The following is a 15,527-nucleotide window of genomic DNA, read 5'->3' as shown; positions in this document are numbered from 1 at the left end:
GCGGACGAAGGAGCCGGTTGAGCGCGGACACCGAGCTGGACGACGCGACGGCCGTGAGCCGGGCGCGGGGCGGCGACCTGGGGGCGTACGAGGTCCTGGCCGCCCGCTACACCGTGCCCGCCCATCGGGCCGCCGTCCTGCTCGGCGCGGGCGACGACGCCGACGACGTGGTGCAGGAGGCGTTGGTGAAGGCGTACCGGCAGTTGTCGCGCTACCGCGGCGAGTCCGGCTTCCGCCCGTGGCTGCTGGCGATCGTGGCCAATGAAACCCGCAACCTGCACCGCTCCCGCCGGCGCCGCGACGGGCTGGCCCTGCGCGCGGCCGCGGCCTCCGAACCGCTGCCCGACGCGCCCGATCCGGCCGACACAGTGCTGGCTCGCGAACGACGAGAGCGGCTGGTCAGCCGGTTGCGCCTGCTCGACCGGCGCGATCAGGACGTGCTCGTCTGCCGCTTCCTGCTCGACCTGAGCGAGCAAGAGACCGCGGCCGCGCTCGGCGTCCCCAAGGGCACGGTGAAGTCGCGTACCTCGCGGGCTTTGGCCCGGTTGCGTGAGCACCTGCGGGCCGAGGAGGTGCCTGGTGACTGACCGCGACGACGACCTGATCGACGAGCTGCGCGACCTGGAGAGCTGGCTGGCCGTGCCCGAGCCGGCCGACCAGCGCGTGGCCGTCCGGGAACGCTTGTCCCGCAAGGAAATCGGCCGGTGGCGGGTCTGGCTCGCGGCGGCCGTGGCCGCGGTCGCGGTCACTGTTGTCGCGGTGGAGCCGGCGCGGGCCGCCGTGGTCGACGCGGTCGCCTCGGTGCTGCGGATCGCCGGCATCGAGGTGGAGCGTTCGAACAACGCGGCGCCCCCGCAAAGCAGTCCGAGCCCGCTTCCCTCCGCCGGCTCGGTGTCCCTCGACGTGGCCAAGCAGAAAGCGCCTTTCCCGGTACGGATGCCGGCCGCACTCGGCCCGCCGGAGCGCGTGGAATTGGCCGATCCCGACGACAACGGCGTGCCCCGGGTGGTCAGCGCGCTCTACCACGGCGGCGCCATCCGGTTCGACCAGTTCGACGGCTCGGCCGGCGCCTTCCTCAAGCAGGCCCGGGACGCCCAGTGGGTCGACATGGGCGGCGACATGGCGATCTGGCTGTCCGGCCCGCACACGCTGACCTACGTCGACCGCACCGGCGCCGAGCGCACCGCCACCGCCCGCCTGGCCACGCCCACCCTGATCTGGGAGCACGGTCAGGTGACGTACCGCCTCGAGGGCTTCACCAGCCTCGAAGAAGCCCGCGTGGCCGCGCTGTCTTTGTCCTGAAACAACTTGTCCACATCGCGCCATGTCGCCTCTGCGGCACCGCGCACACCTCCCGCCGAGACATCGGCCCACTTCAAAATGCGTGGAACCCCACGCGAAGGAGTCGGCCTTGTCACCACACAAGCGCCTCAGCTGCGTACTAGCCGGCGTCCTGATCGGAGCCGGCAGCATCGCCGGGTTCCCCCCAGGACCCGCCGCTGCCACCCCGGCCGCACCCGGCGCCGCCCGCGCCCAGGCCCAGGCGATCACTCTCGTCACGGGCGACGTCGTCCAGCTCGCCCCCGCGGGCGACGGCCGGGTCGCGGCGACGGTGTGGCCGGCCCCCGGTCGCGAGCGCATGTCGTTCACGACCACCGAGACCAAGGACGGCGTCCGGGTCGTCCCGCGTGACGCCGTGCCGCTGATCGCCGACGGCCGCGTCGACGCCGAGCTGTTCGACGTGCAGCACCTGGTCGACGAGGGCTACGGCGACGCGGCCACGCCGACCCTCCCGCTGATCGTGAAGTCGCCGGCCGGCGCCCGTGCGCTCGGCGCTGCGGCGGGCACCGAGCTGCCCAGCCTGGGCGCCGTGGCGGTGCGCGCCGACAAGAAGACGCTCGCGGACTTCTGGCGTACGCAAGCAAGCGCCGACGGCTCACGCACCGCGACCACCGCCAAGATCTGGCTCGACGGCAAGGTCGAGCCGGTGCTCGACCGCAGCACGGCCCAGATCGGCGCGCCCGACGCCTGGAAGGCCGGCCTCGACGGCGCCGGCGTCAAGGTTGCCGTGCTCGACACCGGCGCCGACCAGAACCACCCTGACCTGGCCGGGCGGATCCTGGAAGCTCGCGACTTCAGCGACAGCGCCACCGGTACCACCGACCACTTCGGACACGGAACACACGTGGCAGCCACGGTGGCCGGCTCGGGCGCCGGATCGAACGGCACCCGCAAGGGCGTGGCGCCCGGCGCGCGGCTGCTGATCGGCAAGGTTCTCGACGACAGCGGCTCCGGCTACGAGTCCGGGATCATCGCCGGCATGGAGTGGGCGGCCGGCGCCGGAGCCAAGGTCGTCAACATGAGCCTGGGCGGCGGGGCCACCGACGGCACCGACCCGATGAGCGCGGCCGTCGACGAGATCAGCGCGGCCACCGGCACGCTGTTCGTGGTGGCGGCGGGCAACGAGGGCCAGGACTACTCGGTCGGCACGCCCGGCGCGGCCCCTTCGGCGCTGACCGTCGGAGCGGTCGACCGGGACGACCGGATCGCCGATTTCTCGAGCCGGGGCCCGCGCTTCGGCGACGAAGGACTCAAGCCCGAGATCACCGCGCCAGGCGTCGGCATCGTGGCCGCCCGGGCCGAGGGCACCTCGATGGGCGAGCCGGTCGACGAGCTCTACACCGCGGCCAACGGCACCTCGATGGCCACCCCGCACGTGGCCGGCGCGGCCGCGATCATCGCACAGCAGCACCCGGACTGGACCGGCGCGCAGATCAAGGACGAGCTGGTCAGCACGGCGAAGACAACCGCCGACACCTCGGTCTACGCGCAGGGCGCGGGCCGGGTCGACCTGACCCGGGCCACCTCTCAGCCGGTGTCCGGCACCGGTGTGGCCGACTTCGGCTTCCACGCCATCGACGAGACGCCGGCCTTGCTCGAGCGAACCGTCACGTACGCCAACACCGGCGCCACGCCGGTCACGCTGACCCTGACCAAGAACGTGGCCGCGGTCGGCCTCTCGGCGTCCACCGTGACCGTTCCGGCCGGCGGCACGGCCGGTGTGAAGCTCACCTTCGACATCGCGAAGTCGGACCCCGGCCAGTTCAGCGGCTGGCTCACCGCCACCGGGCCGGACGGGATCAAGGTCACGACCGCCGTCGGCGGCACCCTCGACCAGCCCCGCCACCTGGTGACGTTCAAGGCCGTCGACCGCAGCGGGAAGCCCGCGGCCGTGCCCGCCCTGCAGGCCTTCGGCGACGTGGCGCGCTACGACGTGCTCGACTTCCTGTTCCAGGGCGACGAGAAGACGTTCCAGCTCGGCGAGGGCGACTACCTGGTCGACGCGCTCATCTCGGACGGTGTGCCCCTCGACGAGCAGGACACCCTGGTCACCATTCCCGAGCTCAAGGTCGACCGGGACCTGACCGTGCTGCTCGACGCCCGCACCGGCCGGCCGATCCGGATCGAGACGCCCAAGCCGGCCGAGCAGCGGGCGATCCAGAGCTACTACGTGCACCGGGTGACCGGCAGCGGCCGCAGCATCATCAACGGCTTCATGAGCTTCAGCGCCGTGCAGAAGATCAACGTCACCCCGACGGCCAAGCTGCGCCACGGCAGCTACGAGTTCTCGTCGCGCTGGCAGCTCGTCGCCCCGCTGGTGCAGCCGAGCGTGCCGGGAGTCACCGGCGAGCTCGACATCAACCTCTGCGTCACCTCGCCGGCGTGGGACGGCACCCGCAAATTCGAACTGGTCAAAGGCCTCAAGGGCAACGTACGAGGCAAGGCCGTCCTGATCGAGTCGGACAACCCGGACGACGCCTCCGCGGCGGCGGCCGCGGCCGGGGCGGCGGTGGCGCTCGTCGTGGTGCCGGCCGACCGCAGCGCCTGGCAGCCGTGGGATCCGAGCGGTGACCGCATGGCGATTCCCAGCGCGCTCGTCGCCCACGACGACGGCCAGCGCATCCTGGCCCGGGCGGCCCGCCCCGGTGCCACCATCACGCTGACGCTCACCCCGGACAGCCCCTACCTGTACGACGTGTACCAGGTCTCGAAGAATCAGGTGCCCAGCCAGATCGTGCACAAGGTGACCCCGGCCAACACGCGGCGGATCACCACGCGCTACCCCGACAACGGCGGCTTCGACTGGATCAAGGAGCAGCGGTTCGGGTGGCGGCCGGCCCAGGAGTACTCGTGGAACGACACCGAGCGGGCCGTGCGCACCCCGTCGGTGCGCCAGGAGTGGGTCTCGACCGGCGACACCGTGTGGCAGCACCAGGTGCACCACGAGTACCCGTGGAACAACATGGGCGGCAGCCTGCAGGGTGGCATCCAGGACGACCCGGTCTCCTACCCGAAGGCGGGATCGTCGACGGAGATCTGGTACGCGCCGGTCGTGCGGCCCGCCACCCCCGACGGGTACAGCAACACCCGCGAGGGCGACACACTCAAGCTGCGAGTGGCGTCCTACGTGGACAGCAGCGATCGGCACTATCTGGTGGACGCGGCCCCGGCCACGCTCTACCGCGACGGCGCCCCGCTGGCCACGCTGCCCGACGGCTGGCAGGACGTGACCGTGCCGGCCGGGAAGGCGACCTACAAGTTGTCGATCACGAGCAACCGCAGCAGCGAGGACTGGCAGTACGGCACGTCGACCGCCACCGAGTGGACTTTCACATCGGGTGCGGCCGGCCGTCTTCCACTGCTGCAGGTCGGATACGACGTTCCGGTGACGACCACCAAGCCGCATCTGCTGGGCGTCAAGGTGCCGAACGCCCGGCAGGTGCGGGTCGAGACCTCGGCCGACGAGGGCAAGACCTGGAAGACCGCCCCGGCCATCGGCTCGACGGTGATCGTGCCGGCCGGTAAGGGGACGGTGTCGCTGCGGGTGACCGCCTCGGACAAGTCCGGGAACTCGGTCACGCAGACCGTGCTCCGGGCCTACGGCCGGGCATGAAACCGCTCGCGGAGGACCGGTGGCCGGCCTACAGCCAGCCCCGCCGGGCGGCCTGGAAGGCCAGGCCGGCCCGGGTGTCCACGCCGGCCGCCTCCATCAGCCGGTCGAGCCGGCGCTGGACGGTCCGGCGGCTGACCCCGAGCTGGGTCGCGATGGACTTGTCGGGCAGTCCCGCGACGAAGAGCGAGAGCAGTAGTTTGTCGGGCTCCTCCTCGCTGCCGTCGGGCAGCAACGGGGTGGCGCGCTCCCAGTAGCTCTCGAAGAGGGCGACCAGGGCGTCGAGGAGCTCACTGGGGCGGATCAATGCCGCGGTGGGCTCCCCGACGCCACGGGAGGCGTCGGGCACCAGCGGGCAGATCGCCAGTTCGCGGTCGGCGATCGCCAGCCGTACGGGCAGGGCGGGCAGGGTCCGGGAGAGTTCGCCCAGCCGCATGGCGTCGACGATGCTCTCCAGCTCGCCCGGCTTCTCGAGCAGATCCCGCTCGTAGATCGCGCGGTAGCGGACGCCGCGTTCCAGCGCCCCCGACTCTTCGTTGTTGTCGGGTCCCTGCATCGCTATCGGGTTGGCCCGGCAGAACCAGAGGATCTCGTCGCGGGCCGAGTCCTGCATCTCGCGCAGCCGGGTGCGCAGCGCCGGCGCCCCGACCACGATCTCGACCAGGTGGTCGGAGTTGCGCCGGCGGGTGTTCGAGCGGTACTCCTCGCTCAGCGCGGCCACCAGCTGCCGCGACGACTCGAGGGCCTGCTGCTCGCGCAGCAGCGTCTCGCCCAGCGCGACGTCGGCCGGCAGGGCGTGGAAGAGCGGGCCGGGCGTGGCCAGCCCCTTGCGGTGCAGGGCCTCGAGCAATGCGGACGCCTCGACCGGGTCGAGGCCGGCCTGCGCCGCGAGATCCCTGGGGGCAGCTCCGGCCATCCGCACCAGCAGGCGGTAGGCGTGCTGCTCCGGTGTGGAGAGCAGGTCGGACACGCCGTAACTGTAATAAGACTTCTGAATCTTTCCCGCTGTCTATATCCGATCACCACTCAGCGCATTGATGGAAGTACGCTGAGTGTCGTCGTTGCCCCCGTCATCGATGAGGACACCGCAACCATGACAGTGACCGCAGATGAGACAGCGCAGCCGGCGCTCGCGGCCGGCGCGCATCCGACACCGTGCCTGGTGATCGACGTCGACGTGGCCCGTGAGCAGTACCAACGGATCGCCGACGCCTTCGCCGGGGCCCACATCCACTACGCCGTCAAGGCCAACCCCGAACCACCCCTGCTACGGGCCCTGGTCGCCGCCGGATGCCGGTTCGACGTGGCCAGCCGGGCCGAGATCGACCTCTGCCTGGCCGCCGGCGCCTCTCCGGGTGACCTCAGTTACGGCCATCCGATCAAGAAGGCCGAGGACATCGCTTACGCGTACGCCCGAGGGGTCCGCCTGTTCGCCTTCGACAGCGAGGGTGAACTCGACAAGATCGTGAACCACGCGCCCGGTTCGTCGGTGATGTGCCGGGTGCTGGCCTCCAGCAAGGGCGCGCGCTGGCCGCTCAGCCGCAAGTTCGGCTGCGTGCCCGAGATGGCGGTCGACCTCATGAAGGTGGCCGCGTTGCGCGGGCTCGACCCGGCCGGCATCGCGTTCCACGTGGGATCGCAGCAGCTCTACCCCGAACGGTGGGAGCCCAGCGTCGCCACCGCCGCGTCGATCTTCGCGGCTCTGCGCGGCTCGGGCGTCGACCTGCGGGTTCTCAACGCCGGTGGCGGCTTCCCGGTCTCGTACCGCACTCCGGTCGAGCCGATCACGTCCTACGCGTCGGCGATCCGGTCGGCCGTCATGCGACATTTCGGACAGGATGCACCGTCGCTCATGATCGAACCGGGCCGGTACGTCGCGGCACCCGCCGGGGTCCTGCACACGCAGGTGGTGCTGGTCGCCCGCAAGTCCTACGACGACGAGCCGCGCTGGGTCTACCTCGACGTGGGCCGGTTCGGCGGGCTCGCCGAGACGGAGGAGGAGGCGATCCAGTACGAGCTGAGGACGGCCCGGGACGGCCCGACGGGCCCGGTGATCCTGGCCGGACCGACGTGCGACAGCGTCGACATCCTCTACCAGCACGCGCCGTACGATCTCCCGCTGGACCTGGCGGCCGGCGAGGAGATCCGCATTCTCGGCACCGGCGCCTACACGGCGACATACTCGTCGGTGGGCTTCAACGGGCTGCCGCCCCTGCGGACGGTGATCCGCTGAGTTTGCTCAGGCCGGCCCGGTGCCGGTCGATAACCGAATCATGCGTCTGTTGTCCGTCGCGGCCTTGGCCGTCGCCGTGCTGCTCCCGGGCTCGGCCCAGGCCGCGACGCCGGCCGCGTCCGTGACGAAGACGTACGCGGCGACGTCCGAGGTGATCGCCAACCCGGGGCGCGGCTTCTTCGCGTACACCGAGACCCACCTGGGCTTTTTCGAGCCGCTGGCGCCGGCCAAGAGCGACCGGACTCTGGTCTACCGGCACTACTACCTCGACAAGTACCAGGCCGTCGACAAGATCTCGGCGGCCGACCTGGCTTTGATCGGGGCCGATTTCGCCACCGCCCGCAAGGCCGGGGTGAAGCTGGTGCTCCGGTTCTCGTACAGCTCGGAAACGGACGCCGACGCCCCCAAGGCCCGGGCCCTCGGGCACATCGCCCAGCTCGGGCCGCTGCTCAAGGCCAACGCCGACGTGATCTTCGCGCTGCAGGCGGGCTTCATCGGCCAGTGGGGCGAGTGGTACTACAGCAAGAACTTCTCGTCGTCGCCCGGCGTGCTGACCGCGCAGAACTGGGCCGACCGCAAGGCCGTGCTGGCGGCGCTGCTGGCCGCTACCGCCCCGACCACGTTGATCCAGGTGCGTACGCCCGAATACAAGCGCCGCCTGTTCCCGTCCATGGCGCGCATCGGCATCCACAACGACTGCTTCCTGGCCGGCACCGACGACTACGGCACCTTCACCGCGCCCGACGACACCAAGTGGCTCGCGTCCTCCACGACCACCCTGGTCGGCGGCGAGACGTGCGACGTCTCGGCCCGGTCGGGCTGGCCCAACGCCGGCGCCGAGATGGCCCGCTACCACTGGACGTACCTCAACCCGTCGTTCAACGAGCAGGTGCTGGCCTCGTGGGGCGCGGCCGGACGGGCCGAGGCCGCCCGCCGGCTGGGCTACCGGGTGCGCCTGGTCAAGGCCACCCTGCCGGCTCAGGCTCGGGCCGGTGCCACGGTTACCGCCCGGATCACCCTCGTCAATGACGGTTATGCGGCGCCGGCCCAGAGCCGTCCGGTCTATCTGCGGCTGGGCTCCCGAGCGATCCGGGTCGCCACTGACCCTCGTACGTGGGAACCGGGCCGAGCCGTCACGCTGACCGCAAGTTTCAAGGCGCCCGCCCGGGGCGCCTACCGCCTCTCGCTGAGCCTGCCCGACACGTCGCCCCGACTGGCCGCCACCCCGGCCTACGCGATTCGCCTGGCCAACGCGGGTGTCTGGGACGCCGCCCGCGGCTGGAACTCGCTCGGCAGCACCCTGACTGTCCGGTGAGCCCGGCGCCTCCGTCACGCGGTGGAAGCGGGACGCGGCGCAGCGCACAAAATCTCCGACTGACGGGACGGCGGCCCGTCACTTGAGCGACGGCATCCCGTCCCCGGCGCGACACCCTTCATTGAGAGGGTTCTGCGGTGTTGAGAGATCACGCCGCACGCGCGACGGGGTTCGCGGGGTCCTGCCTGATCGCCGTGGGCGGGCTCGGAGCGGGCGCGCTGCCGGTCGGGATCCCGTTCTTCGCCGGGCTCAAGCACGTGCGCATCGGGCTGTTCGCGGTGTACGGCGGCCTGATGCTGCTGCTGCTCGCGTGGTGGTGGCTGGGGCGGCTGAGCCGGGCCGGTGACACCCGCACGATGTGGCGTACGGCCGCGCTGTGGGCCGCGCCCCTGCTGATCGCGCCGCCGATGTTCAGCCGCGACGTCTACAGCTACCTCGCCCAGGGCCTGATGCTCGGCGAGGGGATGGACGTCTACCGGGCCGGGCCGGCCGCGCTGGGCGGGTTCTTCGCCGAGCAGGTGCCCGCGATCTGGCAGCACACCCCGAGCCCCTACGGGCCGGTCTTCCTGCTGCTCTCCGAGGTGGTCACCGCGCCCATCGGCGGCCACCTGCTGACCGGGGTGATCGCGATGCGGTTGCTGGCCGTCGCCGGTCTCGCGCTTCTGGCGTACGTGCTTCCGATGCTCGCCACCGAGGCCGGAGTTCCGCCGCACAAGGCGCTGTGGCTGGCCGTCCTGAACCCGCTGGTGCTGATCCACTTCGTCGGCGGCGCGCACAACGACGCGCTCATGGTCGGCCTGCTCGCGGCCGGCCTGGCCGCCGCCATCCGCAACCGCCCGGTGCTGGCGACCGTCCTCATCGTGGCGGCCGCGCTGATCAAGGCGCCGGCCGTGCTGGGCCTGGTGGCGGTCGCGGTGATCTGGGCGTCCCGGCTCGACGGCCGCATACCCCGCCTGCGCGCCTCAGCCGCCGTCGGAGCCACCGCCGCGGCGGCGACCGCGCTGTTCACCCAGATCGCGGGCACCGGGTACGGCTGGATCGCCGCCCTGGACACCCCGATCTCCCCGCAGAATCTGTCGCTGACCAGCGTGCTCGGCCGGTTCACCACCGACTTCCTGGGCGCGGACACCACTGCTCTCTGGCGCTGGCTGGGCGTGCTCGCCACGTTGGTGGTGGCCGGGCTCGTCTGGGCCTACCTCGACCGTCTCGGTCCGCTCTACGGCCTCGGGGTCGTGCTGGTGGCCGTCGTGGCGTTCGGTCCGGCGCTGCGCCCCTGGTATCTGATCTGGGGGCTGGTGCCGCTGGCCGCGGCGGCCGGTCATCGCTGGGTGCGCGGCGCGCTCGCGGTCGCCTGCGCGGTGATGACGCTGGTGGTGCTGCCGGACGGCTTCGCCGTCGACGCCGGGGAACTGCTGCTGGCGACCCTGGGCGGCCTGGCCGGGTGCGCCGCCTTCCTGGCCGTGCGTCTGGCCGCCGCGCCCGTCCCGGACCGGCTCGTCCCGGCGAGGGCGACCCGATGAGCCGCCGGCTGCAGATCACTGTCGTGGTCGTCGCGGCCGTGGCCGTCGGCGTCTTCCTGGTCACCGTGCCCACGTTCCGCGAGTTCTTCGACCTCGGCGTCTACCGCGGCGCGGTGCGCTCGTGGCTGCTCGACGGCAACGAGCTGTACGACTTCCTTTACCAGAACACCGAGTACGGCTTCACCTATCCGCCGTTCGCGGCCCTGGTCTTCAGCCCGCTCGCGCTGACCAGCTGGCCGGTGGCGGTCGCGCTCGGCATCGTCGTCAACGCCGCGGCGGTGGTCCTGTTGCTGCGGTGGTTCCTGGTTCCTGTCGTACGGCGGTACGGCGGTTCCACGTGGTTCGTCTGCTCGCTGGTCTTCCTCGCGATCCTCGTGTTCGAACCGGCCCGCGACACGTTCAGCTTCGGCCAGGTCAACCTGGCGCTGCTGGTGCTCGTGCTGGTCGACCTGCGCGCCCTGGCCACCGGTCGCCGCTGGGCCGGCGCCGGGATCGGCCTGGCCGCCGCGATCAAGCTGACCCCGGTCGTCTTCATCGGCTACCTGATCGTGACCCGGCAGTACCGCGCCGCCTGGACGGCCACCGCCACCGCGGCCGGCGCGACCGCACTGGCCGCGCTGATCGCCCCGAGCACATCGGCCCAGTTCTGGCTCACGACATTGTGGGACACCGACCGGGTCGGCCGCCTCGAGTACGTCTCCAACCAGTCGCTGCGCGGCGTCGTCGCCCGCCTCGAGCTGCCCTCGGCCTGGTGGCTGGCCGCGGTCGCGGTCGTCCTGGCCGTGTGGTTCCTGCGCGTACGCCTGCTCCGTGACGCTTCCGGCCCGGCCGACCACGCCGCGGGCTTCGCCGCCACCGGCATCGTGGCCTGCCTGATCAGCCCCGTGACCTGGGTGCACCACCTGGTGTGGCTGCTGCCCGCCCTGTTCCTGCTCACCGACGCCGCCCTGCGCGACCGATCCCGCCCTCGCCTGGCCGCGCTGGCCGTGGCCTACGTGATTCTGAGCAGCAGCGTCGTCTGGCTCTGGTGGGCCGGCGCGCACGGCTTCCTGGCCGCGATCGGCAGCAACACGTACGTCTGGATCAGCCTCGCCCTGCTGCTCACCGTCCCCTTCCGAGCCGCCGTTCCCACCGCACCCCCACCCGAGCTGCTCACCGACCGCCACTGAGAGTGTTCCTTCGGTCGCTGGCGGCACTGCTCGCTCAGCGTGGCCGGCAGATAACTTTGTGACTGTTGGCCTGCTCTTACCCGTGATCGTCGATCACCTCGAAGATTGCCGTCCGCAGTGTCATCCATCTCCGGCCCTCCCCACGGACAGTAATTAGCGGGGCAGGGAGCGAGTGGGGGAGACGATGGACGAATCGATGATCGGGCCGCTGGCCCTGGCCGTCACGTTCGCGGGGGCGGCGGCCGGGCTGGTGCGGGCCTACATCGCACACCGCACCAGGTGGCAGGCGGAGCGGGAGGCTTCGGCCCGGGCCGCGGCCCGGATGAACGGACTGATGGGGCTGGCCGGCACGCACCACGACGTGGTGCGGATCGTGGAGCGCGACCGGGACGGCCACCGCGAGGTGGAGCTGGGCGGCCCGGCCGCGCCTCTCGCGACGGAGAGCGAGGCGGCATGACCACCGTGGACGGTACCGTCGCGCTGAACCCCGATCCGCCCGACGACGACGGTGGGGCCGGGCGTCTCAAGGCCCAGCACGACGCCGAGTTCCAGGTCTTCACCGAGGCCGGCTACGGCACTGTGGAGCGGATCCTGCTGGCCCGGTGCCGGCAGCGCGAGCTGGTGCAGGACGCCCTGCACGAGGCTTTCCTGCACGCTCGGGTCAAGTGGCCGGAGGTCCGGGTCCACGTCAACCCGGTCGGCTGGGTGATCACGACCGCCCGCTTCAAGATCCTCAAGGAGCAGCGCAAGCTCCGCGACGAGGCCGCGACGGCCCCGGAGGACCTGCCGCCGGCGCCACCGCTCGACGTGACCGACGCCTGGCAGGCGCGCGAGTTGGTCGAACGCTGGTTGCCCCAGTTGTCGCCGAGGCAGGCCGAGGTGTTCCGGATGTCGCGCGACGGGTTCGGCGACCGCGAGATCGCCGTCCACCTCGGAGTGGCCGAGGACAGCGTCGTCTCGTACCGGTCGGCCGCGATCGGCAAGCTGCGCCAGCTCGCCGAGCAGGCGGGCTACCGGTCGAAGACGAGCCGCCGACCGGGAGGCCGTCATGAATCTCGATGACATCCTCGCGCTGGCCGAATCTCAGCCGGCCACTGCGCTGGAGGTCGCGCGGGCCCGTCGCTTCGCGCGGGCCGTGCTGAGCGAGCACGACGCCGCGCTGGCCGAGAACCGCGAGATCATCGTCGACGCCGAGGTGGTGGATCCGCTGGCCGCCGGCCTCGACGAGGCGACCCGGATCGCGCGGGCCGCGCAACTGGCCAAGCTGGGCACGATCACCTGGACCGTCGGCCGGGGGCAGCCCCGGCGCCTGACCGACGTCAGCTGGTCGGACGAGATGGCGATGATCTTCGGGTACGCGCCCGGGACGATCGAGCTGACCTCGGACGCGCTGCTGAAGATCGTTCACCCCGCCGACGCGGCCGCTTTCCGTGCCGCGGTCGAGGCGGCCTGGGAGCACCGGCGTCCCGGCGAGGTCACGTTCCGGGTGATCCGGCAAGATCGCACAGTCTGCTACGTGCGCTGCGACATCGAAGTCCTCACCGACGCCGGCGAGCCGTCCGGCGTCATCGCGACCGGTGAGGACGTGACGGCCCAGGAACTCGCCCGGCAGGAACGCGTCCGTGTCGCCACCCGCAACGAGATGCTGTGCGCCGACCGGGCCGCCCAGGACCACGTGACCGGGCTGCCCAGCCGGGCCTGGTTCACCGACGAGGTCGACCGGGCCCGGCGCACCACGGACGGGGCCCTCGTCGTCGTGGCCACCGAACCGGCCGTCCGCCTGCCCGGCGACTTCACCGACGCCGACCGCGACCGGCTGGCCGCCCGGACGGCGCACCTGCTGGAACAGATCGCCGGCCCGGGGGTGACGTGCGGACTGGTCGGCCCCGGGTTGTGGGGCATGCTCGTGACCGGGCCCGACCGGCCCGGCGAGACACCCGAGGCACTGGCCGAGCGGATCGCCGACACCCTGCGGCACCACCTGTTCCCCACCGGAAGCAAGTCGATCCGGCTCAACACGTGGGCCGGCCTGGTCCACTTCGGCGCCGGCGTGCCCGAAACCGGGTTCGACCTGCTGGTCGACGGCGAGTACGCGGTGCGGGAGGCCCGGCGTAGCGGCCACGTCGTCCACGCCCTCGACCACCCGGTGCGGAACACCGAAAGGACCGCCCGCTGCCGGGAGCGGGTGCTGCGGGCGGTCTCGGCCAACCGGTTCGCCCTCTACACCCAGCCCCTCCTCGACCTCGGTCTCAACAAGGTGACCCGGCACGAGATCCTGCTGCGCGTGCGCAGCGACACCGGCGAGCCAACTGCGCCGTGGGCGTTCCTCGACATCGCCGAACGGGTCGGCGAGATCCTCGCCGTGGACAAGTGGGTGATCGACCACGCCCTCGAAGCGGTCAGCCGGGGCACGCAGACCTCGCACTACCAGCTCAACGTCTCGGGCCGGTCGCTCGCCGACCCGGGACTGCTGGCCTTCGTGCACGAGGCGATCCGCCGGCACGAGGTGGACCCGGCCCGGCTCACCTTCGAGATCACCGAGACCGCGCTGATCGAGAACCACAACGCCGCCCTCGACTTCGCCACCGGCATCCGGCGGATCGGCTGCCACCTGGCCCTCGACGACTACGGAACAGGGTTCGCCCCGCTCAACTACCTGCGGCACTTCCCGGTCGACCTCGTCAAGATCGACGGGACGTTCATCGTCGACCTGTGCCGGTCGCCGACCGACCAGGCGCTGGTCTCGCAGCTCGTGACGCTGTGCCACACCCTCGGCATCCGGGTGGCCGCCGAATACGTCGAGGACGAACCGACCCTCGACCTGCTGCGCGGCTACGGGGTCGACTTCGCCCAAGGCTTCCGATGCGGCCGGCCGGTGCCGATCGGGGCGAGCCTGGCCGCACCGGAAAGCGTCGAACTCGAACTGCGGCTGCCCGCGCGGGCCGGCGAGGATCAGTCGGTGACGCGGACGGTCGTGGGCTGAGTGGTGGTGAGCCATTCGCGGGCGGCCAGCTGCGCCAGCGTGGGCAGCAGATCGGTGGAGCGGCGCAGCAGCCAGCGGTTGCCCTTGGTGGCCATCCACCACACCCGCTCGCCGATGCTGGGCTCCGGGTTCATCGCGTCCAGGCCGGGCAGGCGATCGACGGGATGACCGGCCTCGACCAGGGCGGTGGCGAAACTGTGGGCCAGCAGGCGATGGCCGCGCTCCGACGGGTGCAGACGGTCGACACTCCAGTTGTTACGGGCGTACGCGGCGTCGGCCAGATCGACGTGCACGGTCTCGTACGTCACGGCGATCTCGTCGAGAACCTCGTTGAGGGCGGCCATCCGCCGGCCCAGCGGACGCGCGATCACGCCGGGCAAGCCGAACATGCGGCCCGGGTCGGGCAGGCGGGCGGTCAGCACTGTGGCGCCGCACGCCGACAGCGCCGCCACCATGTCGGTGAGGGAATGGCCCAGGACCCGGGGGTCGAAGTCGCCGCGAAGGGTGTCGTTCATCCCGATCAGCACGGAAGCCAGCTGCGGGCGCAGGTCGAGGGCGGCCGGCAGCTGACGCTCGGCGACGTCGCCGATGCGGGCGCCGCTGACGGCGAGATTGTGGAAGTCGGTGCCCGCGGGAAGGGCGTCGGCGAGCAGAGCCGCCCAGCCGCGCCAGCCGCCGCCGGGCATCGGATCGCCGTACCCGCTGGTGACCGAATCACCGAGGGCCGCAAACCGGATCATGCGCACACTGTGAACCGCCTGGGAGTGCGCAGAGCCACACGGTCGTGACCGCCCGGCAAAGACCTGACAAAGTCACCGCATGACCTTCCTTGCTTCCCTGCCTCGGAAAGTGGTCGGGGCGGGCGCATTGATCACCGATGAAGGTGGCCGGTTTCTGGTTGTCGAGCCCACCTACAAGGACACGTGGGAGATCCCTGGAGGGGTGGTCGAAGCGGGGGAGTCGCCGTTGACTGCTGTGTCCCGGGAGTTGCTCGAGGAGCTGGGTCTTTCGTTGCCGGTCGGCCGGTTGCTGGTGATCGACTGGACGCCGCCCCTTGTCGACGGGCTCATGCTGGTTTTCGACGGGGGCGTCTTGTCCGCCGACCAGGCTGCGCGCATCGTGCTCCCTGTTGAAGAGCTCCGAAGCTGGCGCTGGTGTACGTCGGCTGAGGCATCGTCTGTCTTATCGCCGGAATTGTTTCGTCGTATGAGTGCCGCCGTTGAGGCGCGTTCCTTGGGTGGCACTGCCTACCTGGAGGACGGTGCTTCTTATGTGGACAGTCAAGACCTTGGGGCTTCGCCCCAAACCCCAACCGCCTGGGGAGCTGGAAAGGCGTAACTGCGTGAGCTTGGTTGG

13 protein-coding genes are annotated in these 15,527 nt (G+C 71.4%); 11 read left to right on the top strand and 2 right to left on the bottom strand.

The annotated features are described in order from the left end of the window. The first annotated feature begins 17 nt into the window (after positions 1-17). From OWR29_RS32575 to OWR29_RS32565, 3 genes are all read left to right on the top strand, one after another. Positions 18-587 carry an RNA polymerase sigma factor gene (locus OWR29_RS32575; protein ID WP_267567219.1) on the top strand — a complete coding sequence of 190 codons (570 nt, stop codon included), beginning with the start codon at positions 18-20 and terminating at the stop codon, positions 585-587. Continuing rightward, positions 580-1,302 (top strand): hypothetical protein, encoded by a 723-nt coding sequence (locus OWR29_RS32570; protein WP_267567218.1) that lies wholly within the window; start codon positions 580-582, stop codon positions 1,300-1,302. Before OWR29_RS32575 ends, OWR29_RS32570 begins: the two co-directional genes overlap by 8 nt. 109 nt (positions 1,303-1,411) lie before the next feature. After that, positions 1,412-4,954 carry a S8 family serine peptidase gene (locus OWR29_RS32565; protein ID WP_267567217.1) on the top strand — a complete coding sequence of 1,181 codons (3,543 nt, stop codon included), beginning with the start codon at positions 1,412-1,414 and terminating at the stop codon, positions 4,952-4,954. Between the two features lie 28 nt (positions 4,955-4,982). Here the strand turns inward: OWR29_RS32565 and OWR29_RS32560 are convergent, their stop codons facing one another. Then, positions 4,983-5,921, bottom strand: coding sequence for a helix-turn-helix domain-containing protein (locus OWR29_RS32560; protein WP_267567216.1), 939 nt, complete (start codon positions 5,919-5,921; stop codon positions 4,983-4,985). A 123-nt stretch (positions 5,922-6,044) separates the two neighbouring features. On the opposite strand from OWR29_RS32560, the gene OWR29_RS32555 reads away from it, so the two are divergent. From OWR29_RS32555 to OWR29_RS32525, 7 genes are all read left to right on the top strand, one after another. Continuing rightward, positions 6,045-7,184 carry a type III PLP-dependent enzyme gene (locus tag OWR29_RS32555; protein ID WP_267567215.1) on the top strand — a complete coding sequence of 380 codons (1,140 nt, stop codon included), beginning with the start codon at positions 6,045-6,047 and terminating at the stop codon, positions 7,182-7,184. Positions 7,185-7,224: 40 nt separating this feature from the next. After that, the gene (locus OWR29_RS32550; RefSeq protein WP_267567214.1) at positions 7,225-8,499 is read left to right on the top strand and encodes a DUF4832 domain-containing protein; all 1,275 of its coding nucleotides are present in this window, start codon (positions 7,225-7,227) and stop codon (positions 8,497-8,499) included. 137 nt (positions 8,500-8,636) lie between these two features. After that, complete coding sequence (gene mptB, locus OWR29_RS32545) at positions 8,637-10,019, top strand: polyprenol phosphomannose-dependent alpha 1,6 mannosyltransferase MptB (RefSeq protein WP_267567213.1); 1,383 nt, start codon at positions 8,637-8,639, stop codon at positions 10,017-10,019. Continuing rightward, complete coding sequence (locus tag OWR29_RS32540) at positions 10,016-11,188, top strand: glycosyltransferase 87 family protein (RefSeq protein ID WP_267567212.1); 1,173 nt, start codon at positions 10,016-10,018, stop codon at positions 11,186-11,188. Before mptB ends, OWR29_RS32540 begins: the two co-directional genes overlap by 4 nt. Before the next feature lie 184 nt (positions 11,189-11,372). After that, entirely contained in the window at positions 11,373-11,645 is a 273-nt protein-coding gene (locus OWR29_RS32535) for a hypothetical protein (RefSeq protein ID WP_267567211.1), read from the top strand. Next, a complete protein-coding gene (locus tag OWR29_RS32530) occupies positions 11,642-12,250 on the top strand; it encodes an RNA polymerase sigma factor (RefSeq protein ID WP_267567210.1) in 609 nt (202 codons plus the stop codon). The genes OWR29_RS32535 and OWR29_RS32530 overlap by 4 nt, the downstream gene beginning before the upstream one ends. Beyond that, on the top strand, positions 12,237-14,171 hold the full coding sequence (locus OWR29_RS32525) for an EAL domain-containing protein (protein ID WP_267567209.1): 1,935 nt from the start codon (positions 12,237-12,239) through the stop codon (positions 14,169-14,171). The genes OWR29_RS32530 and OWR29_RS32525 overlap by 14 nt, the downstream gene beginning before the upstream one ends. Here the strand turns inward: OWR29_RS32525 and OWR29_RS32520 are convergent. Beyond that, positions 14,141-14,911: an SGNH/GDSL hydrolase family protein gene (locus OWR29_RS32520; RefSeq protein ID WP_267567208.1), complete on the bottom strand. Its 771-nt coding sequence runs from the start codon at positions 14,909-14,911 to the stop codon at positions 14,141-14,143. The two genes, OWR29_RS32525 and OWR29_RS32520, sit on opposite strands and share 31 nt — an antisense overlap. A gap of 79 nt (positions 14,912-14,990) precedes the next feature. Here OWR29_RS32520 and OWR29_RS32515 point away from each other — a divergent pair, with 79 nt between their 5' ends. Then, on the top strand, positions 14,991-15,509 hold the full coding sequence (locus tag OWR29_RS32515) for an NUDIX domain-containing protein (RefSeq protein WP_267567207.1): 519 nt from the start codon (positions 14,991-14,993) through the stop codon (positions 15,507-15,509). Positions 15,510-15,527: the final 18 nt, after the last annotated feature.

The sequence above is a fragment of the Paractinoplanes pyxinae genome (assembly GCF_026626335.1).
GTDB lineage: Bacteria > Actinomycetota > Actinomycetes > Mycobacteriales > Micromonosporaceae > Actinoplanes > Actinoplanes pyxinae.
This window is presented reverse-complemented; position numbering and strand designations above follow the sequence as displayed.